The 24,764-nt window shown below is 35.1% G+C and carries 26 protein-coding genes; 18 read left to right on the top strand and 8 right to left on the bottom strand.

Features of this window, described 5'->3' with window-relative positions:
- The first annotated feature begins 149 nt into the window (after window positions 1-149).
- Window positions 150-785 (top strand): CPBP family intramembrane glutamic endopeptidase, encoded by a 636-nt coding sequence (locus RCJ95_RS10585; protein WP_446722244.1) that lies wholly within the window; start codon window positions 150-152, stop codon window positions 783-785.
- A gap of 1,304 nt (window positions 786-2,089) precedes the next feature.
- On the opposite strand, the gene speD is transcribed toward RCJ95_RS10585, so the two are convergent.
- From speD to RCJ95_RS10570, 3 genes are all read right to left on the bottom strand, one after another.
- Window positions 2,090-3,595, bottom strand: coding sequence for an adenosylmethionine decarboxylase (speD, locus tag RCJ95_RS10580; RefSeq protein ID WP_446722243.1), 1,506 nt, complete (start codon window positions 3,593-3,595; stop codon window positions 2,090-2,092).
- Between the two features lie 720 nt (window positions 3,596-4,315).
- On the bottom strand, window positions 4,316-5,548 hold the full coding sequence (locus tag RCJ95_RS10575; protein WP_446722242.1) for an MFS transporter: 1,233 nt from the start codon (window positions 5,546-5,548) through the stop codon (window positions 4,316-4,318).
- A gap of 73 nt (window positions 5,549-5,621) precedes the next feature.
- On the bottom strand, window positions 5,622-6,251 hold the full coding sequence (locus tag RCJ95_RS10570) for a LysE family translocator (RefSeq protein WP_221680400.1): 630 nt from the start codon (window positions 6,249-6,251) through the stop codon (window positions 5,622-5,624).
- A gap of 159 nt (window positions 6,252-6,410) precedes the next feature.
- Between RCJ95_RS10570 and RCJ95_RS10565 the strand changes: the two genes are divergently transcribed.
- On the top strand, window positions 6,411-7,091 hold the full coding sequence (locus RCJ95_RS10565; protein ID WP_221680401.1) for a TraR/DksA C4-type zinc finger protein: 681 nt from the start codon (window positions 6,411-6,413) through the stop codon (window positions 7,089-7,091).
- 1,124 nt (window positions 7,092-8,215) lie between these two features.
- On the opposite strand, the gene RCJ95_RS10560 is transcribed toward RCJ95_RS10565, so the two are convergent.
- Window positions 8,216-8,416 (bottom strand): hypothetical protein, encoded by a 201-nt coding sequence (locus RCJ95_RS10560; RefSeq protein WP_221680402.1) that lies wholly within the window; start codon window positions 8,414-8,416, stop codon window positions 8,216-8,218.
- 214 nt (window positions 8,417-8,630) lie between these two features.
- Here RCJ95_RS10560 and RCJ95_RS10555 point away from each other — a divergent pair, with 214 nt between their 5' ends.
- The 5 genes from RCJ95_RS10555 to RCJ95_RS10535 all read left to right on the top strand — a co-directional run bounded on the left by RCJ95_RS10555 (window position 8,631) and on the right by RCJ95_RS10535 (window position 10,245).
- Window positions 8,631-8,879 carry a hypothetical protein gene (locus tag RCJ95_RS10555; RefSeq protein ID WP_320938670.1) on the top strand — a complete coding sequence of 83 codons (249 nt, stop codon included), beginning with the start codon at window positions 8,631-8,633 and terminating at the stop codon, window positions 8,877-8,879.
- A gap of 23 nt (window positions 8,880-8,902) precedes the next feature.
- Window positions 8,903-9,019: a hypothetical protein gene (locus RCJ95_RS10550; RefSeq protein WP_312128769.1), complete on the top strand. Its 117-nt coding sequence runs from the start codon at window positions 8,903-8,905 to the stop codon at window positions 9,017-9,019.
- Window positions 9,020-9,167: 148 nt separating this feature from the next.
- Window positions 9,168-9,557 carry a VOC family protein gene (locus RCJ95_RS10545; RefSeq protein ID WP_312128770.1) on the top strand — a complete coding sequence of 130 codons (390 nt, stop codon included), beginning with the start codon at window positions 9,168-9,170 and terminating at the stop codon, window positions 9,555-9,557.
- 216 nt (window positions 9,558-9,773) lie between these two features.
- Entirely contained in the window at window positions 9,774-9,920 is a 147-nt protein-coding gene (locus tag RCJ95_RS10540; protein WP_446722241.1) for a hypothetical protein, read from the top strand.
- Between the two features lie 139 nt (window positions 9,921-10,059).
- On the top strand, window positions 10,060-10,245 hold the full coding sequence (locus RCJ95_RS10535; protein ID WP_274769273.1) for a hypothetical protein: 186 nt from the start codon (window positions 10,060-10,062) through the stop codon (window positions 10,243-10,245).
- A gap of 410 nt (window positions 10,246-10,655) precedes the next feature.
- Here the strand turns inward: RCJ95_RS10535 and RCJ95_RS10530 are convergent, their stop codons facing one another.
- Window positions 10,656-10,778, bottom strand: coding sequence for a hypothetical protein (locus tag RCJ95_RS10530; RefSeq protein ID WP_004230338.1), 123 nt, complete (start codon window positions 10,776-10,778; stop codon window positions 10,656-10,658).
- Window positions 10,779-11,124: 346 nt separating this feature from the next.
- Here RCJ95_RS10530 and RCJ95_RS10525 point away from each other — a divergent pair, with 346 nt between their 5' ends.
- The gene (locus RCJ95_RS10525; RefSeq protein ID WP_221682964.1) at window positions 11,125-11,493 is read left to right on the top strand and encodes a hypothetical protein; all 369 of its coding nucleotides are present in this window, start codon (window positions 11,125-11,127) and stop codon (window positions 11,491-11,493) included.
- A gap of 205 nt (window positions 11,494-11,698) precedes the next feature.
- On the opposite strand, the gene RCJ95_RS10520 is transcribed toward RCJ95_RS10525, so the two are convergent.
- A complete protein-coding gene (locus RCJ95_RS10520; RefSeq protein WP_221682963.1) occupies window positions 11,699-12,145 on the bottom strand; it encodes a GNAT family N-acetyltransferase in 447 nt (148 codons plus the stop codon).
- Between the two features lie 312 nt (window positions 12,146-12,457).
- Window positions 12,458-13,219 carry a glycosyltransferase gene (locus tag RCJ95_RS10515; RefSeq protein ID WP_221682962.1) on the bottom strand — a complete coding sequence of 254 codons (762 nt, stop codon included), beginning with the start codon at window positions 13,217-13,219 and terminating at the stop codon, window positions 12,458-12,460.
- A 598-nt stretch (window positions 13,220-13,817) separates the two neighbouring features.
- Here RCJ95_RS10515 and RCJ95_RS10510 point away from each other — a divergent pair.
- The 4 genes from RCJ95_RS10510 (at window position 13,818) to RCJ95_RS10495 (ending at window position 17,271) form a co-directional block, all read left to right on the top strand.
- Window positions 13,818-14,402, top strand: coding sequence for a type II toxin-antitoxin system HicB family antitoxin (locus RCJ95_RS10510; protein ID WP_221682961.1), 585 nt, complete (start codon window positions 13,818-13,820; stop codon window positions 14,400-14,402).
- Window positions 14,403-15,176: 774 nt separating this feature from the next.
- Window positions 15,177-16,535 carry a (R)-1-hydroxy-2-aminoethylphosphonate ammonia-lyase gene (pbfA, locus tag RCJ95_RS10505; RefSeq protein ID WP_257522352.1) on the top strand — a complete coding sequence of 453 codons (1,359 nt, stop codon included), beginning with the start codon at window positions 15,177-15,179 and terminating at the stop codon, window positions 16,533-16,535.
- 210 nt (window positions 16,536-16,745) lie between these two features.
- Window positions 16,746-16,934 (top strand): hypothetical protein, encoded by a 189-nt coding sequence (locus RCJ95_RS10500; protein ID WP_004225125.1) that lies wholly within the window; start codon window positions 16,746-16,748, stop codon window positions 16,932-16,934.
- Window positions 16,935-17,142: 208 nt separating this feature from the next.
- Window positions 17,143-17,271, top strand: coding sequence for an IS3 family transposase (locus tag RCJ95_RS10495; protein ID WP_004225126.1), 129 nt, complete (start codon window positions 17,143-17,145; stop codon window positions 17,269-17,271).
- Window positions 17,272-17,304: 33 nt separating this feature from the next.
- On the opposite strand, the gene RCJ95_RS10490 is transcribed toward RCJ95_RS10495, so the two are convergent.
- A complete protein-coding gene (locus tag RCJ95_RS10490; protein ID WP_221682960.1) occupies window positions 17,305-17,508 on the bottom strand; it encodes a hypothetical protein in 204 nt (67 codons plus the stop codon).
- A 561-nt stretch (window positions 17,509-18,069) separates the two neighbouring features.
- Between RCJ95_RS10490 and RCJ95_RS10485 the strand changes: the two genes are divergently transcribed.
- From RCJ95_RS10485 to RCJ95_RS10460, 6 genes are all read left to right on the top strand, one after another.
- Window positions 18,070-19,500, top strand: a complete 1,431-nt coding sequence (locus RCJ95_RS10485; RefSeq protein WP_446722240.1) for a calcium-binding protein — start codon at window positions 18,070-18,072, stop codon at window positions 19,498-19,500.
- 172 nt (window positions 19,501-19,672) lie between these two features.
- The gene (locus RCJ95_RS10480) at window positions 19,673-20,500 is read left to right on the top strand and encodes a M23 family metallopeptidase (RefSeq protein WP_446722239.1); all 828 of its coding nucleotides are present in this window, start codon (window positions 19,673-19,675) and stop codon (window positions 20,498-20,500) included.
- A 401-nt stretch (window positions 20,501-20,901) separates the two neighbouring features.
- Window positions 20,902-21,327, top strand: a complete 426-nt coding sequence (locus tag RCJ95_RS10475; RefSeq protein WP_446722238.1) for an acyl-CoA thioesterase — start codon at window positions 20,902-20,904, stop codon at window positions 21,325-21,327.
- 11 nt (window positions 21,328-21,338) lie between these two features.
- On the top strand, window positions 21,339-21,713 hold the full coding sequence (locus tag RCJ95_RS10470) for a DUF423 domain-containing protein (protein ID WP_221682956.1): 375 nt from the start codon (window positions 21,339-21,341) through the stop codon (window positions 21,711-21,713).
- A 162-nt stretch (window positions 21,714-21,875) separates the two neighbouring features.
- A complete protein-coding gene (locus RCJ95_RS10465) occupies window positions 21,876-23,207 on the top strand; it encodes an SPFH domain-containing protein (RefSeq protein ID WP_446722237.1) in 1,332 nt (443 codons plus the stop codon).
- A 14-nt stretch (window positions 23,208-23,221) separates the two neighbouring features.
- Window positions 23,222-24,325 (top strand): hypothetical protein, encoded by a 1,104-nt coding sequence (locus RCJ95_RS10460; protein WP_446722236.1) that lies wholly within the window; start codon window positions 23,222-23,224, stop codon window positions 24,323-24,325.
- The last annotated feature ends 439 nt before the right edge of the window (window positions 24,326-24,764 follow it).

Below are 24,764 nucleotides of genomic sequence, written 5' to 3'. Positions count from 1 at the left end.
AATTACATATTGAAAAATGCAGGTTGTCTTTCATAAAAAGCATTTCACCTTTCAATAAAGACATGTTACATGTAGCGTATTGTTGCTAAACTTTGATGTCGTTATATTAAGCCTTAGAAACATAAATTTAATTTAAGGGGACAGTTAATATGAACGAGATCACAACGCTAAAAGAGCGAAGAAAGGCAGGATGGATATTAGCAAGCATATCAAGTATGCTTTCATTAAGTGTTATTTATTGGTATGTAACTAATCCTAAAAAATTTGTTGAGAATGGGTTGGGGTTGGGCAATTCACTGGAACTGCACCTGAACTTACCTATGTGGTTTTTCACTGCATTCATTGTAATCGGGTATATTTGCTATACAATGTCTGCAATACCTTTAGTAAAAAGCAATTTGTTTACATTTTCTTGGCTAAAATTGATTGGTATATGGGCTGCTATTGTAAGTGGGATAGTAGAAGAAGTCGTATTTAGACATTTGCTCATGGAGTATGTATTATCTATTGGATTTTCAAATCTTTCACAAGTAACAATCTCAGGAATTGCGTTTGGAATTGCTCATGGCACATGGGTGTTATTGCGAGGAGAGATGAAAATTGCGCTTCCAGCAATTCTTTCAACGACAATCTTAGGTTGTCTACTTGCGATGCTCTATATTTATACTGGAAGGAGCACCTTTGCACCAATTGTAGCCCATATTCTAATCAATATGGTAATAGAGCCATGGTTGATGCTAGCTGCCATTTCAGGGAAATGGCAGCTAAATAAAAAACGATGGTAATAATTAGGGATGATGGTGTAATTTAGCCTCTCGATATTAAATGATTTTATGGGAAAAGGCTATATAATTTACCTCTGTTAGCAAATTTGAAGTTTTTTCAGGATCTATGAGGTTCAGCTGTTTAATCTAAGCTCTTCAATTCCCATAAAAAAAACGGAGTAATCTTTCATTTTATGTGATGAAGCGTCGATTTTACCCGACGTGGATGGCTAACGGAGTGATTTATTTCAACAAGCTATAAGCGATTTTAGGAATAAGCCCATATTTTAGTTAGTCCATTAAATGGTGCTTTCCTAGAAACATGGAAAGTGCCTTTTATATTAATTAGAGTTCAAAATTATCACTATTTTTTAGGTTGTTGAATATCCTTGTATGAAAAAATCTTTCATTGAACATAATAGAATTTAGAATTAATAGATTTATAGATGGGAGAGTGAAAGACACATGTTATCATCCGAAGCATGGACCAACAGGATAAAAAAATCGAGGGATATTCATCGCTTACATTATAAACATATTGTTTTCAATACAATCTATTATTACGATTTTTGGTGATATTGATATGAACGAAATTAATATAGATAGATTAAAAGAATATTTATTACTTTCAGGAGACCACTTAAAGCCTTCTAGCTTAAGATATAGGGTTCGTTGTGTTAAATCATTATTTAGATGGTCACAAGATTGGAGAAGCCTCAAACAAATTAGAATTAATTAGCAAAGGAGGTGTAATAACTGTAAAATAAAAACTTACAATCTGTGTGGTTAAAAATAATGTTAAGACGAGAACTTGAACAACAGGGATCACATTTATCTACTGGGATTGATATTTGTGAGAGCCATTCTATCTGTCGTTATATAAAAAAACAATTGCAATTGTTGAATTAAAAAGTTGAAAAAAATCAATAAAATGCGGTCAGGTATTTGAATTCAAATAATATAAAGTAAGGGCCATATTGTGGAATAAAGGATGTACAGTTTATACCTGAAGAAAATCAAGAAGATAGAGCTGGATTCCTTTATGCTATTACCCTTTATGAAGATGAACAAATGAACTTTTATATTTACTGAAAATGAAGTAACTAATTTTTACTCCTATACAGAGCCTGATATTTATCCAATAGTTGATAGCTTTTATAAAAATCTTAAAGTTGAAGAAGAATAAGTATATCCTTGTGCAACTAATGATGGCTTTTGTTGAAGATTTGAATACTGAAATAAATTAAAATGGCTTGATTCTTTTAGTGAATCAAGCCATTTTCTTTGTCGAAAAAAGTAACAATACATATACTAATTGGGGTAATCTATTTACCTCGATTTACGTAATGTTGTGTGGTATTTCCTGCATTAAATTGATCAGTAATATATTGTACAGCCTCTTGTAGCGCTAATTTACTGTTACAAGTGAAGACATCTATTGCAGCATAGCCGTACTCTGGCCACGTATGAATCGTTAAATGTGATTCTTGTATAATGACTACACCGCTAACCCCGTAAGGTGAAAAATGATGGAAATGTTCGGTCACAATTGTTGCTTTTGCTTTATGGGCAGCTTGACACATAATCTTTTTAATGTGTTGTACGTCATTGAGCAATGCATCATTGCAATCATGCAACTCTAATAAAATATGATGCCCTAATGCGTGCTGGGATTGTGATTTTTTTACTGTTCGCTTAATTTGTGAAAACTTGTTATTTTTGCAATTTGGACAACCACTGGATTGAAGCTGTGTAATCGTAGTGTATTTGTTGCCAGTGCCTACTGTATGGGAGTTCTTACAATGATTACACTGATAAACAACAGATTTCTTCTCAACCTCTCCTGTGTAAATTGGTCGCGTAAATTTACGCTGATTAGGAATATAAGGAATCATTTGCTCTGTAGTTTGTAATACGAATAATTGACTTGTAGCACCTAAAATCTGCGCACCTTCATAGTTGTTTATGTCGTAATGAATATTATTAATCACAAAGCCCATAGCATATAAGCTTTGCTGTAGCTCCCAATGCTTTTGATAGCTACGTTTGGCATAGGAAAAAAACACATGCCGCATTGCTTCTGGCTTTAGTGCATTAATTGCACGTGATAAAAAGAGCTGTGCGCCAATCAAGGTATACGGTGTATCTGTATAAACGCAATCAAACTGGTCAGCATATGTTTCGGGCAAAGGCTCATGAACGTTATAATAATCTGTTGTAATCGAAAGCTCATAGTCTTTAGCTATTTTACTAATAGTACTTAAAATTCGTCTATCAATATCTAATACAACAATTTTAGTTGCAGAGTGTGGAGCGATTTTCTTTATTAAAAATGCTAATGCAATACTGATGAAATCATCATCGCCTAAACACAAAATACGCTTATTGAGTAGCATCGTATAGTCTAGTGCCAGCAATGCACGTTTTAAGGCAGTCTCAACTGTACATTTTGCTTGATCAATTGTCACGTCAGCTATAGGTCTAGCCTCATAAATAGTGCTTATTTCGCTTATATTTTGTGAAATCCATTCTATTCGAAATGCATCATCTGTCGTTAATTGTAGGTAGAGTTCAGCATCGGCACCTGAGAGTTGGAAATATTGCATAACGGCTAGCTGGCCTTTTTTCGTTAAGCTATGTTTACCCCAACCTTGTTTGGCAAATTCTTTCTTCATAGCTGAAACGATAGGTATTGGTAAGGCTGTCATATAAGCTAAAGATTTAGTTGTACAATTATTATGGAAATATAAAGTAAGTAGAGCTTTCTCTAATGTATGGTAATGTTCTTCAAGCTGCATATCAGCTGTAATTTGTTGTAATAGTTTTTGCATTGTAGATTCGTCCTCTCAATTTTAATAAGTAAAAAATTAAAATTGTCTAAATCAACGAACAGAAAAAGCGCGACTAAAATTAGTCGCGCTAAAGGTTTATAATAGCCTACTAATTCTAATCTTGCTTTTTTTTTGCACAACAAATAACACCCATATAAGGTGGTTTTGTTCAACAAAATTTAGCTATAACGTTGATTTAGATTAGAATTCTACAGTAACAAAAAGTTCACCCTTTAATAAAATATTACTTCAACTATAAAATAGACATAGTAATTTCGCAAGTTATATTTTTCGCTACCCCTTATTCAACAATGGCTGCGATTGTGGAAGAAGCGGCGCTGTTCTTATTAAACTAACGGAGTGCTTAAGTTGAACAAGAAAGGGCATAACATATTAGTCATATAAAATATGTTTTACCCTTTAATTTATTTGACTTTTCTCAATTTAGGTCTTGATAAGGGGAGATAGATTTACAATTTCGGATATGCATGGGGATAGAGAGGTTGAAGTAGTTCATAGATTGCTTGATGCGATAGCATACATGCTATTGGAAACCTCATGAAATTATCCAGTATGACAACAAATGATGAAGTAGCCGAGTGACTACTTCTAATAAGAGTATTTTTAAGAGGAATTAATTTATTTAGTATGAGATCTGGATAAAATTAAGTACTTTCAAATAAGGTCTTACAGTCTAAAAATCTGTCAGGTCCTTATTTTTTATGCCATTTCATTGTTTTTTTCAATATCTTCTACTTTGATAAATTTCAAGACAACAAACAAAAGAATAAATCCTAATACACCTGCCGTAATATAGCTGGCATTGAGATAATTTTTCATGACAAGTGACATAACAGGAGGGCCTGCTGCAACGCCTATAAATCGTGCTGAGCTATAAAAAGAGGATACGGTTCCCCTTAACTCTTTTCTAATATTGTCAGTAATAATTGTGTCAAGTGCAGGCAATAGTGCACCAATAGCAATCCCCACTACACTCGTGACGACTAATAAAAGAATCAGTTTTTTGCTTGTAAACCCAACAAAGATAATACTAACAGACATGGCAATCAAGGAGGCAATGATTATTTTTTTAATCCTACCTAAGTTTCCTTTAATTTTTCGACCAGATATAAATGAAGCTATACAAAGTAATAAAAGTGGGATGGCAAGGACAAACCCTTTTTTAATCCCTCTTATATCATGAACTTTTTCGAGGTTTTCTGACAAGAAAAATAGCATACTAAATAATATGAGCATCACAAGGACCCCGTTAAGGAATACGGTATATAGCCATTTTCCTTCCTCCTTGAAAACTTTTTTTGTATTACGTAAAAACTCTTTGAGCTTCAATGGTTCATCATCATCTTTAGGCGCTTTAACAAAGAAAAAAATAAGTGCAATCGAAATCAGACTAAGCGCTGAAATAGAAAAGAAGGGCAGGAACCATAAAAATGCAGCAAATATTGATCCTAAAATGGGACTTAACACTTTCCCAAACGTGTTAGACGTTTCAATTATCCCTAATGTAGAACTTATTTTTTCATCATCATCCTGGTAAAGGTCACCTACAAGAGGCAATACGATCGGCATTGCACCAGCGGCCCCAATTCCCTGAATAATTCTTCCGGCGATAATCATTGCGTATGGGTCATCCATTTTCCAGGAAGCAAATCCAGCAATCAGACCACCGATTAAAGCTAAAATTAAGCTTGGTAATATGACTATTCTTCTGCCGAAGCGGTCTGATAAATAGCCAGCTACTGGGATCAGAAAAATAGCTGCGACTGAATAGCTTGTTATGATCATGCTTGACTGAAATGATGTGATCCCTACCTTATCCTCCAGAATAGGGAGCACGGGAATAAGCATTGAATTTCCAAGTGTCATGATGAGCGGAATTGAAGTCAAACTTACAATACACCAGACACTTACATTAACCTTCTCTTGGTCCATTACCACACCTCGACTAATATTCTTTGAAAGGTATGGTTTCCTTTCGTGTTTATTTTATGCGCTGTTGGTGGGTTTATTGGAATAAGACTTGGTAAGCCTGCTTCCCAAAGTAGATCCCGAAACCAATCATTAATAAGGCTGAGATAAAAGAGACCGTTTTCAAAAGCTGTGTAGATAATAATTTTCGAGCGACACTGGATAAAAAGGCATAAATAAAATCTACAAGAATAATGCCCATCAAAATGGCGATACTTACCAAAATGATTTCATACCCTGTTGAGATACCAGCTGTTTTTGCGAGTATGGAGCCGTATATTCCTAGCCAGAAAAGGATGGTTAGCGGATTCAAAAAAGACATGAAAAATCCAGTCATGAGGGATTGTCTCAGTCGTGTTCTTTTCCCTGTTTTCGAATCCATCTCAATTTTATGTAGAGACAGTAAATTTTCGATACCGGTGTATAAAAGAACAAAACAGCCAAAGGACCAAAGGATTGTTTTCAACCAGATGGAATTGATAAATTGGCCAATTCCAAAATATACGATAAACATATAGATAATGTCAGTCGCTATGGCACCCAGACTAAAAAACCATGCATGAAAAAACCCATTTTTTAAACCTGTATTTAATAGAACAGTCTTAACAGGACCAATTGTTGCAGCCATTGATATGCCTAAAAAGATAAAGGTAAATATAGATCCCATAAAATAGCCTCCAATTATCAAATGTAATTGCATTTTATTCGAAGGCCATAACTTTTAGGACAATCTAAAAGGGCAAAGAAAACATGCTGGAATGAGGATATCTTTAAAACAAATAATTCAATCAAATTCGTTCATAATAATGAAAAGGATGTGATGACAATGCTAAATGAGAAGAAGATATCAAAGCTAAAAAATATGTTAATTGAGCAAAAACACTCGCTCCAACGAAGAATGGATACAGATGATGAATATTTAGAACGAGATAGTTTACGGGATTCAGTTGATGAGTTGTCAACAGTCGATAATCATCCAGCAGATCTGGGTACCGAATTATACGAGCGTGAAAAAGATATGGCGTTAAAGGTCCATGACAATGATGAGTTAGCAAAAGTAAATACGGCCTTACAAAAGATTGAGGATGGTACCTATGGCGTATGTGAAGTTTGTCAACAAGATATCCCATATGATCGATTGGTGGCACTGCCTTATACCTCTTTTTGTATTGAACATACTGCAAAAGACGTTCCAACAGATCGACCAGTTGAAGAGCAAGTGATGCTTCCTCCAGTAGACAATTCTTTTGCTGGCCGAGATGACAAGGATGATATTCATGATTATGAAGATATGTTTCAAGTTGTAGCGAAATATGGAACTTCTGAAACACCTTCCGATTTTGAAGGGGATTTTGAAGATTATGATGAATTATATGAGGACCCTGAAGAAATTGCCGTTAATGACGAATGGGATTCATACCATATCTCTGAAACAGATGAACTAACACGCCAAGTTTCCATTCAGGAAGTAGAACACGCGAGAAAATTTGATTATTTAGAGGATTAAATGTGGGATTCAAAAAGATAGGCACAATTGTTATAAATGAGTGCTTTAATAAAATGTTTAGAACGAATGTAAAACTTGCAGCATGTTTTGTAATAAGAAAAATAGGATGTAAACTCGGAGGTAGGTCCTTTGGTATTTACAATAACCTCAATGTTAGGGAAAAACAGACCAACGACCGACCTACATCCAAAATAACGTGGTGTCGCTCTATCGCGAGTTGCAAGTGAGCTCTCCACAATAGGATTACCATAATATTTAAGCTTTCATCTTAGGATGGAGGCTTTTTCTTTTGCTTCGAAAACTGCACCAAACAGCCAAAACACTATGAGTTGACAGGGCAGAGTTTGGTTAAAAGTTGAATATTTTCGGCAATTGCCGTGAAGTCACGTGTGATTATGTTGGCTACTAGAGATCGGTTTGCACTTGCGACCCTAGTAATAAGAGAAAAAAAGTAATTGATATGGGATTAAGGCAGTTAGAGCAACTTGAATAATATGCTGGACAAGGATTCCCAAGTAACTATAATTTCAGAAATTACGCAAACGGGTCTAAATACCGAAAAAGGAGCAAATAAAGCGTGTCGGAAATAGTGTGTGTGCCTCCTGACTTGCCAGAGGCTGTTGTATGAGGGAATTTACCAGAAATGTGTGCTAGCAGCAGTCGATATGCTGTGAATATATGAAAGAAAATGTGAAGGAGTAAATCAAATTAAAAAGTGTAAGAAGTGGGGGGAAAAGTGGTGGTTACAGGCGATATTATTGTGCTTGCAGATGGATATGAAATTGAGGAATTTAAGTGTAAGAAATGCGAAATCACTTCGAATTAGAAAGAATTTGTGCAGAAAGAAAAAAGGTGAAATTCTTGATTGCGGTAGTATTAGTCAATTTATATTCAAAAGATGCATTTGCCAGCGATGGATGATGAATTACTGGACGAAGCAATTGAAATTGTTCGTCATAGAAATGAAAAATTCAAAAGTGAACATTGTTACGTTCAACGGAGTATTGACTATGTAAGTAAAGAAGAAATTGCCAGAAAAGATTGATAAAACCGTAGCAGAGATTAGTTGAAAAGAAAGAAACGAAAAAGGGTCACTAGGTTGGAAGTGACCCTAAACAGAAGTTTTATGTGAATTTTTTAGGATTAGCAACTTTGAGTGATGCAATCTCTCCGCAGTTTTTGCAAAAAGTCATAAGAATTGGTGAACCAAAAGCCATTTTTGAACCAATCGGTCTTATATTACCCGAACTACTATTACCACCAACTTGACCGCTTATAAAGGAATCCTTACCACAAGTCTTACAAACTAATTTATTATTTTCCATAATATCACCTCTTTATGTAATGTATGTAAATTATAGCATAAAAAACCTGAAATATTTTACACGAATACAACAAACAACTGCACAATATGAACATATTACACAGTAACTAAAAAAAGCACAGCGTCATCACTCGCCACAGCTCAAATTGGTTTATGCCCTTTTAGGCTATTCAGATAAGTAATTATGACAAAGTTAAGAAAGAGGATTTACTTCAGTGGATTGTAAATTATCGTTGGATAGTGGAACAATCGAGGAAGCAAAGCAGCCAGTAGCAAAGGTAAATAACAATAGTTACATTGGGGTGAAAACGGCTATGTATGGGATTGAGGCAACATTACCAAAAGCTAGTGGTGGAATCAGTGATCCAGTGTATACAGCAGTACAATGCCGAGTGTATTCCCTTAATTATCGAATTAAGGGATATGAGCAAAAAATTGCAGAGGTTCAACATCGTATTCTGTAGTACAAGGTATTAGAGAAGTTGATGTGCTTCATAGATTACTTGATGGAGATAGCTTGCGAACAATTGGTAAGCACATGAAATTATCCAGTAAAACGATATTTAGGGCAAGAAACAACATATTGGAACAAATGATGAAGTAGTCTTAGGCTGCCCTTTTATGTTTATTCTAAAAGTAATGTTCTTTTAATTAATCGGGTAGGTTAGTGCAAGAAGGAATAGTAGAAAATAACGTTGAATTGAAAAAGTAGAATTCCAAAGTGTAAATAAATTATTAAAGGAGGAAGTATTGTGACTACACCTGACTATAGAACACCAATTAAAAACCAAATCGGCGGTGTGTTTGTTCCAGTTCGTAACCTAGAGAAAGCAAAAGAATGGTACAGAAAAATACTTGGTTTGGAAGGGGGAGAAGAATATTTTGGACATTTATTCGTGGCACCCATGAAAGGTACAGCTGGATTAATTTTAGATTCCATGCCAAAGTGGAGAAAAGATGATGGTGATATTTCCACTTTCCAAGTTCCATCAATTCAGCTTTTAACCGATGATATTGAAGCTGCTTATCAATTTATGAAAGAAAATAATGTTGAGCTTGTTACAAAGATTCAGGACAATTTTTATTTTGTGTTTAAAGATCTTGATGGAAATTTATTAATGATTTGCAAAGAAGTGTCTTAATATGTGAATGATTGAACTTCAATTAAAAATCTAAATATTAGGGAAAGACAGAACGAAGACCGACCTGCGCCTCACAAATGTGCGAGGCAAGACATACACATTCGGTCCATATTTTTTAAGAGATTAGGTATCTTAATAAATTTAAAGCTTAAATATTTACAATCATTTCCATAACTTCTTTTTTGTTATATGATATTTAAAGAGGAGTGGAATATTATGCTTAACATTTTACAAATTGTTTTTGCTATCATTACTGTCTCTCTTTCAGCTTACCTACTTATAACACGGGATTACGATCTGACTTTTTTAATGGTATTCTTCTCTGATGGACTAGAAAGAAAGGAATTGTTGTTACCCGAGTAGAAGAAAAAATTTAATGGTGAGGTGTAGTAAGACCCATATATAAATGATCATCTGTTGCTTCTTTCAAGGCTGTTCTTGCGATTATAAGTGAAAATAGTGTATTATAGCTTTCATGTTGTAAACAAAAAGGACGGATGTAATGAAATATAATAAGACAATAATGCTAAAGCTTATAAATGAACATCGAGCATTGCATGATGAATTAAAAAAACTAAAAACTGAAATGGGTTTAGAGAAAAATTTCGCAGTAAAGGCATTGTATCATTCGTTCGTTGCAGAAGATGGTCCTTATATGAAAGAATATCAGGATTTAGAGCGATTATAATAAATCGTAGTGCCACTAACAAAATTGTTGGCAAGATGAATAATAATTTTTAGTGCAAGAATTGAATACTAAGCTTGTGATTGAGCCATTCATTTTGAGTGGCTTTTTATTCTGTCTTTTTACTGGCAGACGCTATAAAGAACGATAAGAAATACACTTTTGAACAGTTTAGGAATTATTACAGATCACTAAATTGGGCAAGCAGGAAAATACAAAAGAATAAGTACTTGAAATGTATGAAAATGAAAAGGGTAACCGCCTGAAAGTTGAAAGGGAATTGGAAAACCTTAAAACAATGATTGGCTATGCGAAAACGCAGATACAAGGAGCATTGAACTCAATTGGTTAATGATCACTAGAAAGAAATTGTTCAGTAAAAGATGGGATTCCCATCTATAAGATAGTAGTGTTTAATTCGATTTGCTTTTTTCAAGTTCTTCGATACGTTTCTCTAATTTCTTAATCTTCATGTCATTAAGTAAAGCAATGATTAAAGCAATCATTGCAAAGGTAGAAGCAACGAATAAACTCATTCCGGAACCCCCTAATATTTGTTAATTATATTATACAATAGGTTGTTTAATGGAACAAATTATATTGCTGATATGAATTACTGAACATTTTGAGGAAAGTGTGCACTTAAAAACACTTAAAAACTTTTATCATAAGGTTGGTGAGCCGATAGTGACTGAAAAAACTGTTCAAAAATAAGTAAAAGAAAAAGCAGTAGCGTTTATAGACGCTACAGCTCGAATTGGTTTATGCCTTTCTAGGTTAGTCAGATAAGTAAATATAACTCAACTTAGGGGGGCTAACCTATGTTAAAGGGCAAAAGAGAATTTACTTCAGTGGATTGAGAATTATTGATGGATGGTTGAAATGATGGAGGAAGCACGGCAGCTGGTAGCGAAGGTAGAAGAAGTAGAACGTCGTGTATATTCACTAAATTATCGGATTAAGGAATATGAGCATAAGATTGCAGAGGTGCAGAACCGCATTCCATTTGTGGAAGGGGATAGAGAGGTTGAAGTCTTTCATAGATTACTAGATGGGAATAGCATGCGTGCAATTGGAAAGCAAATGAGATTATCTAGTACGACAATTTTTAGAGTAAGAAATAAAATTTTGAGTCAGATGATGAAGGAGCCAAGGAGTTATTTCTTTTTAATAACATATGTTCAACATTCGGGCCAGATTGTAGAGGAACGTAAAACATATATTAGTATATATAATGTTACTGAATTTTGAAAGTTTATACTAAACTAGCAGGCAGTTTAAATGAAGAAGCAACATAAAAAAGAACGTGTTTTGTAAAAAATTGATCAAAACACGCTCTTAATAATTAAATTGGTTCATTTTTTTATAAAAAGTTTAATCATTTCCTATTTATGTTACTCAACAACCTGATCCTTTAATTTAATGTCTAAATATTCATTGTGGTAAAATCAAGTGCTTACAAGGAATACTTAGCTAATTGTTCACCCCAAGATGATAATTCAGTCTCAATAAATCCTACCTTTTTATATACAAATTTTGCAGTAAGATTTTCAGGATCATATCCAATCATTATTAAAGAAACGTTTGCAGTATTATTTCGTCTTATCTCTTCAATAACCTGATATATTGCTTGTTTACCTATACCTTTACCTTGAAATTCTTCATCAATCATAAGTCTATAAATCCAATAATTATGGTCATCAGGGTCTATTCCAAACATAGTAAATCCTATCATTTTATTTTCAAGATAAATACCTTTTGCATAGAAATTATCTAGAAATTGAACTTCTGCAATAGAATAAAGATTGGATGCAATAAATGTTTGTTGTTCTTCTTTAACAGATAATCTAATTGCTTCTTCCCAATTACTTTTATCAATAGGCTTTAAATAAATTTTCTTCAATCTGGTACGCTCCCTTTGAAGGGGAATCACGTAGTTTATGGGCTATTGAAACGTTATCCCCTTGTTTTTTCGCCCAATCAAGTATAAATAATTTCTCATCGACAACGCCTCCTTAAAAGTACAAAAAACAAGTAATTATATTCAATATCTTACTGTAATTTAGTAAGTGCTATTCAATTAATTGGCCCATAGATGGAACAACTTATTGACACTAAACAGTTCCTTAAGCTTTTTCAATTTAAGATGTTCTTTTCATTTTCACACCAATGCTAGTTATCTGTTTTAATATAACACAATTGAGTTTACTCATTATCATCTTGCTTGATCGTCGTAATAGGCTTCATTTGCAGCCTTATGATTATTGCCTTTTAGATAAGCTAAAATCATACTAGGTCGTTTAAGTAAAATCCAGTCCCCATAATGGTCAAAGCGCCTGCAAGAAGTAATCATACCATTTTTTATTGTTCCGTATTTTTTACCATTTGTTTTACCCAATTGTTTTAATCGTTTTGCAAAATCAGCATCTTCAGCCATCAGCATCTTCTCATTAAAACCTTTTATTGCTTGAAAGTCCTTTCGATAGCACCAAAAAATCCCTACAGAAATCAAACCATATTTAAACAATAAGGGAACAATCAAGAGAAAGGTAGAAACAATGATTCCAAGCGAAATTCTTTCAAAATTTCCGTTTACGCCGCCTCCAATATATTGATTAGATGCTAGATGCTTTTCAGCTTCTGATAACAAGTGTTCAGTCATTCGAGTATCTGCATCAATTGTAATTAGAATTTCTCCTTTTGCTAGTGCTGCTCCTGCATTTCTAATTTTGGATAAATTTTTATCTTCATTAATCAATGTTACACAATTGTATGACTTTGCAATTTCCTCTGTTCTATCTGTACAACGATTAAGCACAACAATCACTTCTACTTGATCTTTATAAAGTTGTGCAGCTTTGACGATTGATTCTAGGCATCCCCCGATGTACTTTTCTTCGTTGTGAGCGGGTATTATTACGGAAAATTTCACATTATTTTCATTTATATCCTTAATAAATTGCTTGCTTTCGGACATAGCAAAATCCCTCTCTCCTATATAATTAGTACTTACAAAAAAAGTATATCATTTACATATAAATTATTTTATGGCAATTTCGTAACAATATATTCAAAATATAGCTACTTCATAACAGCTAAAATCGCTAATCAAATTGTAACCAGAACCAAAAGTGGCGTGGCTAGAGCCAAAGCCCTTGCAAGGTACACTATCTGGAGAAATCGCATTCTCTTGAATGTTAAGAATTGCATTGATAAGTTCAACAAAAATAATCAGGCGCTCATATAAAATTGAGTTCCTAGTATTTATTGTTTACTCGTCATAGGGTTTGTAATTGCCTGATAACCCTTTTGCTTCCTCTTTATTGAAAGGTGGATTTTATTGAGTAACAATAAAGTTGTTTCTCAATCGTGCGCGATTCTATAACAAAGAACAGCGCTCGTTTTCAATTAAGGTCCAGATTGTTGAATAACAAGCTCTTAAGAAATGTTTACCAACGACGCTTTGGGACATTTTTGCTTCAAAATAATGCAGCGTTTCAGTTGAGATTTGATCATTACAATTTTCCTAAAATAATTTATTATAAAGAAATAGAGTAATTAAAGGATGTGTAGCTATGGTAAATCTCGATAGATTAATTTATCCAGCTTTCATACAGCAAGATGATGAAGGAATATTTTGTGTTTATTTCCCTACTCTGTTTCTTGAAAATGGATGGGAATATCCATTAACAAGAAGAGAAACTAGACACAAAGCAATACAAGATGCCAAAAAGGATTTAGCTTACACTTTGGCTGGAATTCTTTATGACAATGAAGAGCTTCCTGAACCTTCCTATCTAAATAGAGATGACCTTTCCGAAGGAATGGAATTAGTGGAGATAGAGACATCATTTGAACCGTATGCTGAAGAAATAAAGGAGCATTTAAAAGGTCGTCATTGGCATATCACTTATTATGACGAAGAAAATGATGATTATATTGAAGCTATTGGGTATAAAAATGAACAAGGAATGTGGGACATTTATTTTGAAGATTATTCTACGAAAGTGGAATATGATAATTTTGATTCTCCCAATCAAAAAAAAATTAAATACCCTATGGACCCTTTGCTCTTTAGTGTCAAATGTTATTCCGATGCAGAGGAGAAATTCAGCCAATATGTTGAAAATGTAATACTAAAGCAACGTGGTAATAAATGATTCAATCTACATGGTTTTCATTGAACTAATAGGTACTCAATTCAACAAGGGAAAAGAAACAAAAGGAACAAATGTAAAACATGAACGATAGTTTGTGATTTAAAGTTTGTATTGTAAACTCGGAGGTAGGTTCGGTAGGAGTAAGGCTGATGTAAAGGAGTAGTGGCGGAATAGAATGTAGTGGTGTAGCTAATGGCTCTTTGTAGAGGGCGCTGAAGCTCAGCAAGATCGGGCATAAACTAGATACCACGAAAATTACCATACAAGGTGCAAATCTACTTTTACTTATTCCTGTCTAAACAAGAACTATAAAAAGCATTGTAATAGCTGTAAAAGCTTTATGATGCTTTTTTCTTTTGCTTTGAAAACTGCGTCAAACAGCCAAAACACTTCGAGTCGAGAGGGCAGAGTTTGGTGTGGTTTTGAGAGCAAACATATACCAATGATTAAAGTTGAAGTAAATGCTCATGCAGCTTTACTTTCGCATTTGGAGATTTCGACAAAATTTTTTTCCATTTAAAAGTAAAACACAATTTATTGTTAGAGAAAAAATCGTTAAACAAATTATTATCAAAACATCCTTCGGAGCAAAGTTTCCTCCCCTTTGATTCGTCAGTGTTCTATGAGCGTAGGTTATTATTATTGATTCATAACAACTACGTTTAAATGTGATTAGGTGAAAAGATTTACAAAATATTAATAACTAATTAAAAAACACATGTTATTTTGTTTAGATAAAAGAATTAATTACCTACAATGAGAGGAGAAGAAATAATGGAAAAAAACATTGAAGTTTTAAGAACAGAGGGGGACATTAATTTAACAAAAACTCGTTCTTTATGGCAAGGAAAACACTTGAGCAAAGAATCATTTGAGCTTTTAAACGATGATTCCAAGTATTATTTACATCAATCTCTTTCTACTCCTTGTTTAAATATTATTGAAAAAAGCTATGGAATTTACATAGAGGATATAGATGGAAGAAAGTATATGGATTTTCACGGAAATAATGTTCATCAAATAGGTTATGGTAATGAGTATGTTATTCAAGCAGTAAAAGAGCAGTTGGATATTCTTCCATTCTCACCAAGACGTTATACAAATAAAGTTGCGATCCAGTTGGCAAAAAAATTAGTTGACATTGCACCAGAAAGTTTAAATAAAGTACTGTTGACTCCTGGGGGAACTTCAGCTGTTGGAATGGCTTTAAAACTTGTTAGAAAGGTAACAGGTAAATTTAAAACTATATCTATGTGGGATTCATTTCATGGTGCATCTTTAGACGCTATTTCAGTTGGAGGAGAAGCACTTTTCCGTAACGGTATGGGTCCTTTAATGCCAGGGAGTCTGCATATAGCTCCTTACAATTCATATCGTGGTTTGTTTGATGATGACAATGGTAGATTTAAATCCCTTGATTATTTAGAATATGTACTTGAAAGAGAAAATGAAATCGGTGCAATTATTTTAGAGCCTGTTCGTTGTACAGACGTGCATATCCCACCAAAAGAGTACTATCAACGTTTACGTAATATTTGTGATAGGAACAATATATTATTGATTTTTGATGAAATTCCAACAGCTTTAGGTCGAACAGGTAAAATGTTCACTTTCGAAAATTTTGGAGTTATGCCAGATATTGTTTTATTGGGAAAAGGATTGGGTGGAGGCGTATTTCCAATGGCAGCGATGCTCGTAAAAGGAGAACTTGATGTTGCCCAAGATATTGCACTCGGTCATTACACTCATGAAAAAAGTTCATTAGGTTGTGCAGCAGCATTGGCTACTCTTAATTATATCGAGGATTTTAAATTAATTGATAAGGCTAATCAATTAGGAAATTATATGAGAATACGTCTTAAAAAGATGCAAGAAAAATATGAAATTATAGGTGATGTTCGAGGAATCGGTCTTTTATACGGAGTAGAATTAGTATTAAACCGGAATTCGAAAGAAAAAGCTATATCTGAAGCAGAGCAAGTAATGTATAAATGTATGGAAAAGGGATTAAGCTTTAAAGTATCCCAAGGAAATGTGCTTACTCTCACTCCACCACTTATCATTAATGAACATGAATTAGAACTGGCAATGGATATTTTGGAACAATCTATCCAGGAGGTTTTAGGACAGTAATATAGATTTATGAAGAATTTATACAATTTACTAGACTGAAGCAACTAAACATCTCATATGAGGTGTTTTTATTATATAAAGAAACTTGATGTAACCATTCCAAAACAAACAAAGGTCGATGGAGGTGGGGGTGTTCAAGGCTGTTCTTGCGATTATAAGTGAAAATAGTGTATTATAGCATTCATGTTGTAAACAAAAAGGACGGATGTAATGAAATATAATAAGACAATTATGCTAAAGCTTATAAATGAACATCGAACATTGCATGATGAATTAAAAAAGCTAAAATCTGAAATGGGTTTAGAGAAAAATTTCGCAGTAAAGGCATTGTATCATTCATTTGTTGCAGAAGATGGTCCTTATATGAAAGAATATCAGGATTTAGAGCGATTACAATAAATCGTAGTGCCACTAACAAAATTGTTGGCAAGATAAGTAATAACTTTTAGTGCAAGAATTTAAATACTAAGCTTGGATTGAGCCATTCATTTTGAGTGGCTTTTTATTTTGTCTTTTTTCTCCCAGACGCTATAAAGAACGAGAACAAATACACTTTTGAACAGTTTAGGGATTCTTATGGATAACTAAATTGGGCAAGGAGGAAATCATGAATGAAAAGTTAAAGAAGAAAATAGAAAAGTATATGGATTACTATAATAACGATCGAATTAAACAAAAATTGGCCGGCATGGGTCCGGTAAAATACCGAGCTTATGCCAGCCGATTAGCTGCATAAATAAAACTCTAACTTTAAGGGTTCACTTCACAGCTACATGCCGTCTTGGTCTATTTTCATTTTATTTAATATTTGTTTGCGTTCTAGAGTCAATTCCATAAACTCCTCTAAATCTTCCTCTAAAGCGTGGTTTTTAATAAAGCTACGCGCTCTTGATCGTGCGCTAATGTATTTTGCACGCTCTTTATTCTTCTCTTGCCAACGTTTATTAGCTTCAGTCTGAAAATTCTTCTCCATTTTAATCCTTCCTTTTTTTAAAATATACTATGATATTTAATATCACTAAGATTAAACAAAAAGAGTAAATAATAATCATAGATACATCGAAGAAGCCTGGTTGTTTCCAATTCACCATATTAATCAAAGCGTAAATAGCAAATGCAAAAGCTACTACATATCCGATATTTTTCATAATACAATGGATATGATAAGATTATAGGGAAGGAGTGGCTAACCTCCTTCGCTTTGGGTATTTGCGACGTTTCCTCTTGGTAGAGGGGCGTCGCTTTTTATTTTGCTTGCCTGTTCGCATGCCTTGAATATTTTTTACTGAGCCTTTCAGCAAATTAATTACAGTAGCGACTGCGACTAAATAAGCTAAAACCTTATCATAATCTACTTTGTTCACATCCTTTCTATACTTTAATTATACTAGTACTAGTATAAAAGGTTAATAAATATTTCATTTATTTTCCTTAAAATAAATATATTCCCTTGAAAAACAAGAACATCTGTTCTATAATGTAAACAAGAACAAATGTTCTTATTGAAGGGAGCTTTCTATAAAATATAAAGGGGATGATTTCTTTGACATTTACAGTCAAAACAGAAGCAGAAAAAATCTTTACTAACCTTATGGGAGATGGTGCAGTACGTTTGGCAGCAGATTCAGGATCAAAAACTAACTTCCATGATATTTTTGGTACATTAAAGAAATCAGCAGGAGTTACACGTCAACGTGCTGGAAGTCAATTGCTATTCTTGACATCACTTTACTCTAATGCATCTTCTGCGACAGTTCGTGGTCAAATCTTGACTCGTATTCACCGGATTTTAATCAACTATAAATCATTTATTAATCCAGCTAACCCAAACAATATTGGTCCAGAAAATCCAATTTTAGCTTTAGGAGCTTATGCAGCATTAGCTTTAGCAAAAGATGCTAATATGGTTTCATATACACAAGCTAGTTCTTCTAACCCAGTAACTCAAACTGAACTTAAATCATTACTTACTAGTTATGTTAGCAACTTCTACACTCGTATCACTGGTGAAGCTGGTTACAAAAATGTAAATCAGCCAAATGGTAAAGGAGTAACAGTTAGTGTTGGTTTATTAGCTGGGACTAAGCATTCTACTACGGCACTTAATGGTACAATCCTTGGTTTAGGAGCAGTTCACTTTATCAATGCTGCTATTAATGGTGCAGGTAATGCAATTTATTCTGATTTAAGTGCTTGGTTCACAAATATGTGTGCTCGTTTACGTGCAAATTACAGTAACTCTCGTGTAAACAATGGTTTAACTGAACTTTGTGTTAACATTGGTGCAGGTCGTGCTGGTGATAACGGTGGTAATATTGACCAAATGCGTGGATACTTCCCTTCTTCTGGTTACAACGCATTTGTTATCTGGGGGCTTAACCTAGCAGCTCGTGCTTACCGAATTGCTGAACTACGTTTAACTACACAAGTTCCTCAATTTAAAAATGCGGTAGCTTTAAGCTCTCATGTTTGTCAACAAACGGCAGCAGAAATCATGAACTACTACAATACTCAAATTTTAAACGAAGGTCGTTCGTTCGAAATTGGTCTTCCTAACTTTATGCAAGGTAGTCCAAACGCAGCTCCTGGTGGTTCAAAAGAACCGGGTAGTTCATCTGCTCCAACGTCTGGTTATGCTTTAGCGGGTTATCAACACTTCACTTCTAAGAGTATTCCTGAAGCAAAATATATTGCTAACTCTAATTTACAGTACAATATTCTCGTAGAACAAAACGGTGACCCAGCTTCAGTAACAGCTTATCTTTACACTGCAGCTTGGTATGGAGGTCACACTTTAGTAACCTCTGGTAAATTGACTTCTGCAATTGCTAACCATGCAGGTTCAGCAGCACTTCCATATAACATTGTTACAACTAATACTGGTGTGAAAGCAGAAGCTGGTGCATCACGTATCCTTCAAGGCTTAGCTGGAGCCATGAACAGTGGTATAACAACACTGAATTAATACAAAAATAATCACTAAGTTATAGAAGAAAGAAATTAAAAAATTTAAGCCCATTAGCTTAATTGGTAATGGGCTTATTCTATTAACTCGGTATTATTTTTTAGTATTTATATTTGGTTAATCCTTGAAAAATATAAAAGTAATAGTTTAAAGATTGAAAGGAGAATGTTTGATGAAACAGGTATTTATAAAACCAGCTGAAGGTATTTATACAAGCCTTTATGGCATGAGAAGTGGTTCAATGCATTATGGAGTTGACATTGCAAATAGTAGCGCCAATGTACCTATACACGCTTCTGCTGCGGGTGTGATTAACAAAGCCGTTGGTGGTTGTTCTAATAATGGCTCTATCGGTAATACATGTAATGGCGGTTACGGAAACTATGTGATAGTTCGACACAGTATTGATGGGAAAACATATGATACACTTTATGCTCATTTACAATCTATTAGTGTCTCTGTTGGTCAAACTATTAATCAAGGTGACAAAATTGGTGTTATGGGGAACAGTGGGAGTTCAACTGGTCAACACGTGCACTTTGAAATATATGAAAAAGCACGAGTGTCTCAATCGGAGGCGAAAGATCCTATGCCTTATTTAAACGGGGACAAGCCAACAGTTAGCTACCATACTTATGATGGAACTTGGGCAACGATTACAATTACTCAGAAAGCAAATGTGTTCAAAAATGTTGGATATGAAATTATCGGTCAACTTGAAGCTGGTGGAAAATACAAAGTGTATGGTCAAAGAGAATATGCAGCTGATGGAACTCTATACTATAATGTTGGATCTGGCTATATCCACAATGCTTATGGAACTATTGCTAATCACCATGCAACTGTTACAACTACTATTCATACGTATAGTTCTCCTAATGGATCATTTAAACGCCAATTAGCACCAGGAACTTATAAAGTACATGCAGCTAAAGACGGTTGGTACAATTTAGGTGCAGAATGGGTTAAAGCTGATCAAGTATTAATAACTAAAAACTAAACTCAAAAGATATTTTAATAAGATTAAAGACTAGCCAAGCAATGATGCAAGGGTAATCTTTTTTTACAGAGGTATTTTTAAAAAATAACCAGGCGCTCGAATGAGTACCTGGTTTTAATCATTTACATCAAATTTTTCTCGTGTAAAAATAGGTACCATTTCTGATTTACAGCACCTGCCCAGTATCTCTTTTATTTTTAAATTGTTGTACCCCAGTGTACCCCAATTAAGTGGGGGGGTACAACGGGTAAAAACGGAAACCAACATTTTTTACCAAATATATTTCTGAATCTAATTTCAAATTTTTGCAAAGTTAAATTTTTTAACCTTTTCTAATCAATAGAGCAAAAACCCCACCAAATCAACACTTTTACGCTATAATGTAGGACGAGGTGAAGAAAATGTTTGTGAGTGAGAAACAAATTGAAATACGGTACGCAGAGACAGACCAGATGGGCGTGGTGTACCATGCGAACTACATCATTTGGATGGAAATTGGGCGTACCCAGCTTGTAAGTGATGCTGGCTTTGAGTATGCTGCATTAGAAAAAGATGGCTATGTATCGCCTGTGATGGATTTATCGATTTCATATAAAGCAGCCATGCATTATGGACAAGTGGCGACGGTGCGCACTTGGGTAGAAAAGCATGATCGTTTACGAACTAAGTATGGCTATGAAATTTTACATGAGGATGGCACGGTAGCAGCCACAGCTCAATCCGTACATATTCTTGCGCATAAGGATTCATTGCGACCGGTATCTTTAAGTAAGATTGACCCTGCTTGGGATGCTAAATATAAAGAAATTGCCCTTGAGGCAAAATAGGAGAACAATAGATGGAAATGTTTCTAGCTTTAGGCGCTATTTTGGCAGCTCTTGGTGTTGTTTTAGGTGCTTTTGGTGCACATGCACTCAAGGATAAGTTTGCCTCGCCGCATTATGCAGCCGTTTGGGAAACGGCTGTGCAATATCAGATGTATCATGCTTTGGGGATTTTAGCCCTTGGCATTCTATCCAATGATGCATTTTTAGGAAGCTCTAGTCTACTTTCCTGGGCAGGCTACTTAATGTTTACAGGGATTGTATTCTTCTCTGGTAGTCTATATGTGCTTGCCGTGACAGGTGTGAAAAAGCTAGGTGCGATTACGCCAATTGGTGGCATGTTATTTATTGTTGCGTGGGTGCTTGTTATAATAGCTGCCTTATCCTGATACAGAAAAAGTAACGAGAACGTTCTGATGATTTATATCATAGGAGCTTCTCGTTTTTTAGTTGAAAGTAAGAAAATGAAACAATTTGTCTGATTTTGCGTATTACATAATATTAAGAGATGTTAAAATAAGCTAAACATCAATGTGAAGGTGGGAATATTTATGGGTTTATTGAAAGCAGGCGTTGGGGCATTAACAGGTGTTTTAGAGGATCAATGGCGTGAGTATTTTTATTGTGAGGCATTATCCTCAGATGTTCTAGTAACTAAGGGTGTTAAACGCACTTCTAAACGAGGTTCAAATAAAGGAAATGACAACATTATTAGCAATGGCTCCATTATTGCCGTCAATGAAGGGCAATGTATGATGATTGTTGAACAGGGGAAAGTTGTAGAGTTTTCTTCAGAAGCTGGGGAATATGTCTATGATACATCAACAGAACCTTCGATTATGTACGGCTCAGATTTATCCCAAGGCATAATAGAAACATTTAAACAGATAGGCAAGCGTTTTACATTTGGTGGGGAACCTGCTAAAGATCAGCGAGTTTATTATTTTAATAAAAAGGAGATTGTTGGGAATAAATATGGCACTCCTGCACCAATTCCATTCCGAGTTATTGATCGTAATATCGGATTAGATATCGACATTGCCATTCGTTGCCATGGTGAGTATTCTTATAGAATCATTGATCCGTTATTATTCTATACAAATGTATGTGGAAATGTAGAGCGTGAATTTACGCGAGAGGCCATTGATAGCCAGTTAAAATCAGAATTAATGACAGCATTACAGCCAGCTTTTGCACAAATTTCAGCAAGTGGCGTTCGTTATAGTGAAATACCCGCACATACGGTTGCGTTAGCAGACGCACTCAATAAGGTATTATCAGAAAAGTGGCTTGCTACACGTGGTTTAGCTGTTGTGTCATTTGGGATTAGTACCCTGAAGGCTTCTGAGGAAGACGAAGCCATGATAAAACAACTACAACGCAATGCGGTCATGCGTGATCCAGGTATGGCTGCTGCCCATTTAACAGGCGCTCAGGCAGAAGCGATGATTGCAGCTGCTAACAATGATGGTGGCGCTATGGCAGGCTTTATGGGGATGAATATGGCTGCACAAGCAGGTGGAGTCAATGCTGGTCAGCTTTATCAAATGAATGAGCAAAATAAGCAAGCGCAAATGGCTCAGGCTGCGATGCTAAATCAATCAGCCAAAGCACCTGGTACATGGACATGTGCATGTGGTCAAGACAACACAGGGAAATTCTGTTCAAATTGCGGCGCAGCAAAACCAGCGGAAGAGGGCTGGTCATGTACATGTGGAGCGGTGAATAAAGGAAAATTTTGTAGCGAGTGTGGCTCTAAAAAACCAGCTGATGCTTTACTCTACGCATGTGATAAATGTGGGTGGGCACCAGAGGACCCTGCCAATCCGCCTAAATTCTGTCCAGAATGCGGCGATGTTTTTGATGAAAAGGATGTCAAGTAAGGAGATGATGACCTATGTCAACGCAAGAAGTTGAACATGTCAAACAAGTAAAGCTTGACTTTGATGCGGAATGTCCATCCTGTAGTGCATCAATTGAGTTTAATCCTGCTACAGGTAAGCTGACTTGTCCGTATTGTGGATTTGAATCTGAAATTGCAACCCCTGAACAAGAAGAGGAAAAGGTTGCTCAGGAAATGGATTTCTTAAAAGCAGAGGAACGTGGGAATTTTAATTGGGGCGTGGAGAAGAAAACAGTTATTTGTAAAGCTTGCGCGGCCGAGACAATTTATGATGCTCTGCAGGTCGCTGACAGTTGTCCTTACTGCGGCTCAAATCAGGTCATGGAAGCGAGCGCTGAAAATACGCTTGCTCCCAATGGCGTATGTGCATTTGAAGTAACGGATAAGCAGGCAGGAGAACATTTTCAGAAATGGATCAAAGGTCGATGGTTTACACCAAAGGCTGCCAAAATAAGTGCAAAGCCTGATGCCTTTAAAGGGGTATACCTCCCGTATTGGACGTTTGATTCAAAAACAAGCTCTAGATACTCCGCAAGATATGGACGACATCGAACGGTTACGGATAAAGATGGTAAAACGCATACTGAAACAGATTGGTATTCAACAAGTGGTTTTTATCAGGAATTTATAGACGATCATTTAGTGAGTGCCACAACACGCTATGATCGGGACATGATGCGAAAAATTGAACCATTTAATCTTCTTAATAATAAGGCCTATAAACCCCAATATGTAGCTGGATTTTTATCAGAGCGTTACAGTGTTGGTTTGCAGGATGGCTGGAGCCAAGCAAAAAGTGAAATCCATGATCATCTCCATGCGCAGATTACGTCCAAAATTCGTTGGGAAAATAGTGCGGATGTAGTATCCAATCTACGTTTTTCCACAAACCATGATGATATTACATACAAATATTTAATGTTACCCATTTGGTTATCTTCTTTCCGCTATAAGGAGAAGGTTTACCGCTTTATGGTGAATGGACAAACGGGTCGAGTTGGCGGCAATGCTCCTATCTCGCCGCTTCGCGTAACAATTGCTGTTATTTTATCCTTAGCAGTAATCGCTCTGATTTGGTATTTCTTTATGTCTGAATAATAATAAACAGTATGCCAGTAGGAGCCTTTTGTTGTCCTTTTGGGATACTGTTTTTTCATAAAATTGTCCTTAAATACTGGGTAAATGACTGAATTAATTGGCTTATATAGGATAATCATCATCCATTATCACGGCTGTCATTGCGTCAAGTTGCATAGATTAAAGGGAGAGTAAAATATTAGAACAGCCTTGGATGGACAAAAGCATAAAGTTGCAAGATGGTGTAAAAAGCAACTTACTATGTAGGAAAATCGTTAGAATTGATAAAAATCAAATAATGCAATGGTGGTTAAAAATGAGGGCGGATTTGCCATAAATGATGAGAAGTGAAGTTGCGATTTTACTTTAAACAACTTATTATACAGTCAGAGAGCATTTTTTAAGCTAGTCATGATAAATGTAATGTTATTTTTGAATAACAACGAAAACGTTATTCATA

This window comes from Lysinibacillus sp. BSL11 (assembly GCF_052928325.1).
Note: the sequence above shows the minus strand (reverse complement) of the source record. Positions and strands in the feature narration are given on the sequence as shown.

Excerpts from the sequence above, each read along its gene's own strand:
- RCJ95_RS10465 (WP_446722237.1), top strand. The coding sequence starts at position 21,876 with ATGGGTTTATTGAAAGCAGGCGTTGGGGCATTAACAGGTGTTTTAGAG.
- RCJ95_RS10560 (WP_221680402.1), bottom strand. The coding sequence starts at position 8,416 with ATGGAAAATAATAAATTAGTTTGTAAGACTTGTGGTAAGGATTCCTTT.
- RCJ95_RS10480 (WP_446722239.1), top strand. The coding sequence starts at position 19,673 with ATGAAACAGGTATTTATAAAACCAGCTGAAGGTATTTATACAAGCCTT.
- RCJ95_RS10540 (WP_446722241.1), top strand. The coding sequence starts at position 9,774 with ATGCTTAACATTTTACAAATTGTTTTTGCTATCATTACTGTCTCTCTT.
- RCJ95_RS10535 (WP_274769273.1), top strand. The coding sequence starts at position 10,060 with ATGAAATATAATAAGACAATAATGCTAAAGCTTATAAATGAACATCGA.
- RCJ95_RS10530 (WP_004230338.1), bottom strand. The coding sequence starts at position 10,778 with ATGAGTTTATTCGTTGCTTCTACCTTTGCAATGATTGCTTTAATCATT.
- RCJ95_RS10475 (WP_446722238.1), top strand. The coding sequence starts at position 20,902 with ATGTTTGTGAGTGAGAAACAAATTGAAATACGGTACGCAGAGACAGAC.
- pbfA (WP_257522352.1), top strand. The coding sequence starts at position 15,177 with ATGGAAAAAAACATTGAAGTTTTAAGAACAGAGGGGGACATTAATTTA.
- RCJ95_RS10570 (WP_221680400.1), bottom strand. The coding sequence starts at position 6,251 with ATGGGATCTATATTTACCTTTATCTTTTTAGGCATATCAATGGCTGCA.
- RCJ95_RS10515 (WP_221682962.1), bottom strand. The coding sequence starts at position 13,219 with ATGTCCGAAAGCAAGCAATTTATTAAGGATATAAATGAAAATAATGTG.
- RCJ95_RS10470 (WP_221682956.1), top strand. The coding sequence starts at position 21,339 with ATGGAAATGTTTCTAGCTTTAGGCGCTATTTTGGCAGCTCTTGGTGTT.
- RCJ95_RS10585 (WP_446722244.1), top strand. The coding sequence starts at position 150 with ATGAACGAGATCACAACGCTAAAAGAGCGAAGAAAGGCAGGATGGATA.
- RCJ95_RS10495 (WP_004225126.1), top strand. The coding sequence starts at position 17,143 with ATGAATGAAAAGTTAAAGAAGAAAATAGAAAAGTATATGGATTACTAT.
- RCJ95_RS10510 (WP_221682961.1), top strand. The coding sequence starts at position 13,818 with ATGGTAAATCTCGATAGATTAATTTATCCAGCTTTCATACAGCAAGAT.
- RCJ95_RS10490 (WP_221682960.1), bottom strand. The coding sequence starts at position 17,508 with ATGGAGAAGAATTTTCAGACTGAAGCTAATAAACGTTGGCAAGAGAAG.
- RCJ95_RS10460 (WP_446722236.1), top strand. The coding sequence starts at position 23,222 with ATGTCAACGCAAGAAGTTGAACATGTCAAACAAGTAAAGCTTGACTTT.
- speD (WP_446722243.1), bottom strand. The coding sequence starts at position 3,595 with ATGCAAAAACTATTACAACAAATTACAGCTGATATGCAGCTTGAAGAA.
- RCJ95_RS10500 (WP_004225125.1), top strand. The coding sequence starts at position 16,746 with ATGAAATATAATAAGACAATTATGCTAAAGCTTATAAATGAACATCGA.
- RCJ95_RS10565 (WP_221680401.1), top strand. The coding sequence starts at position 6,411 with ATGCTAAATGAGAAGAAGATATCAAAGCTAAAAAATATGTTAATTGAG.
- RCJ95_RS10485 (WP_446722240.1), top strand. The coding sequence starts at position 18,070 with ATGATTTCTTTGACATTTACAGTCAAAACAGAAGCAGAAAAAATCTTT.
- RCJ95_RS10575 (WP_446722242.1), bottom strand. The coding sequence starts at position 5,548 with ATGGACCAAGAGAAGGTTAATGTAAGTGTCTGGTGTATTGTAAGTTTG.
- RCJ95_RS10525 (WP_221682964.1), top strand. The coding sequence starts at position 11,125 with ATGATGGAGGAAGCACGGCAGCTGGTAGCGAAGGTAGAAGAAGTAGAA.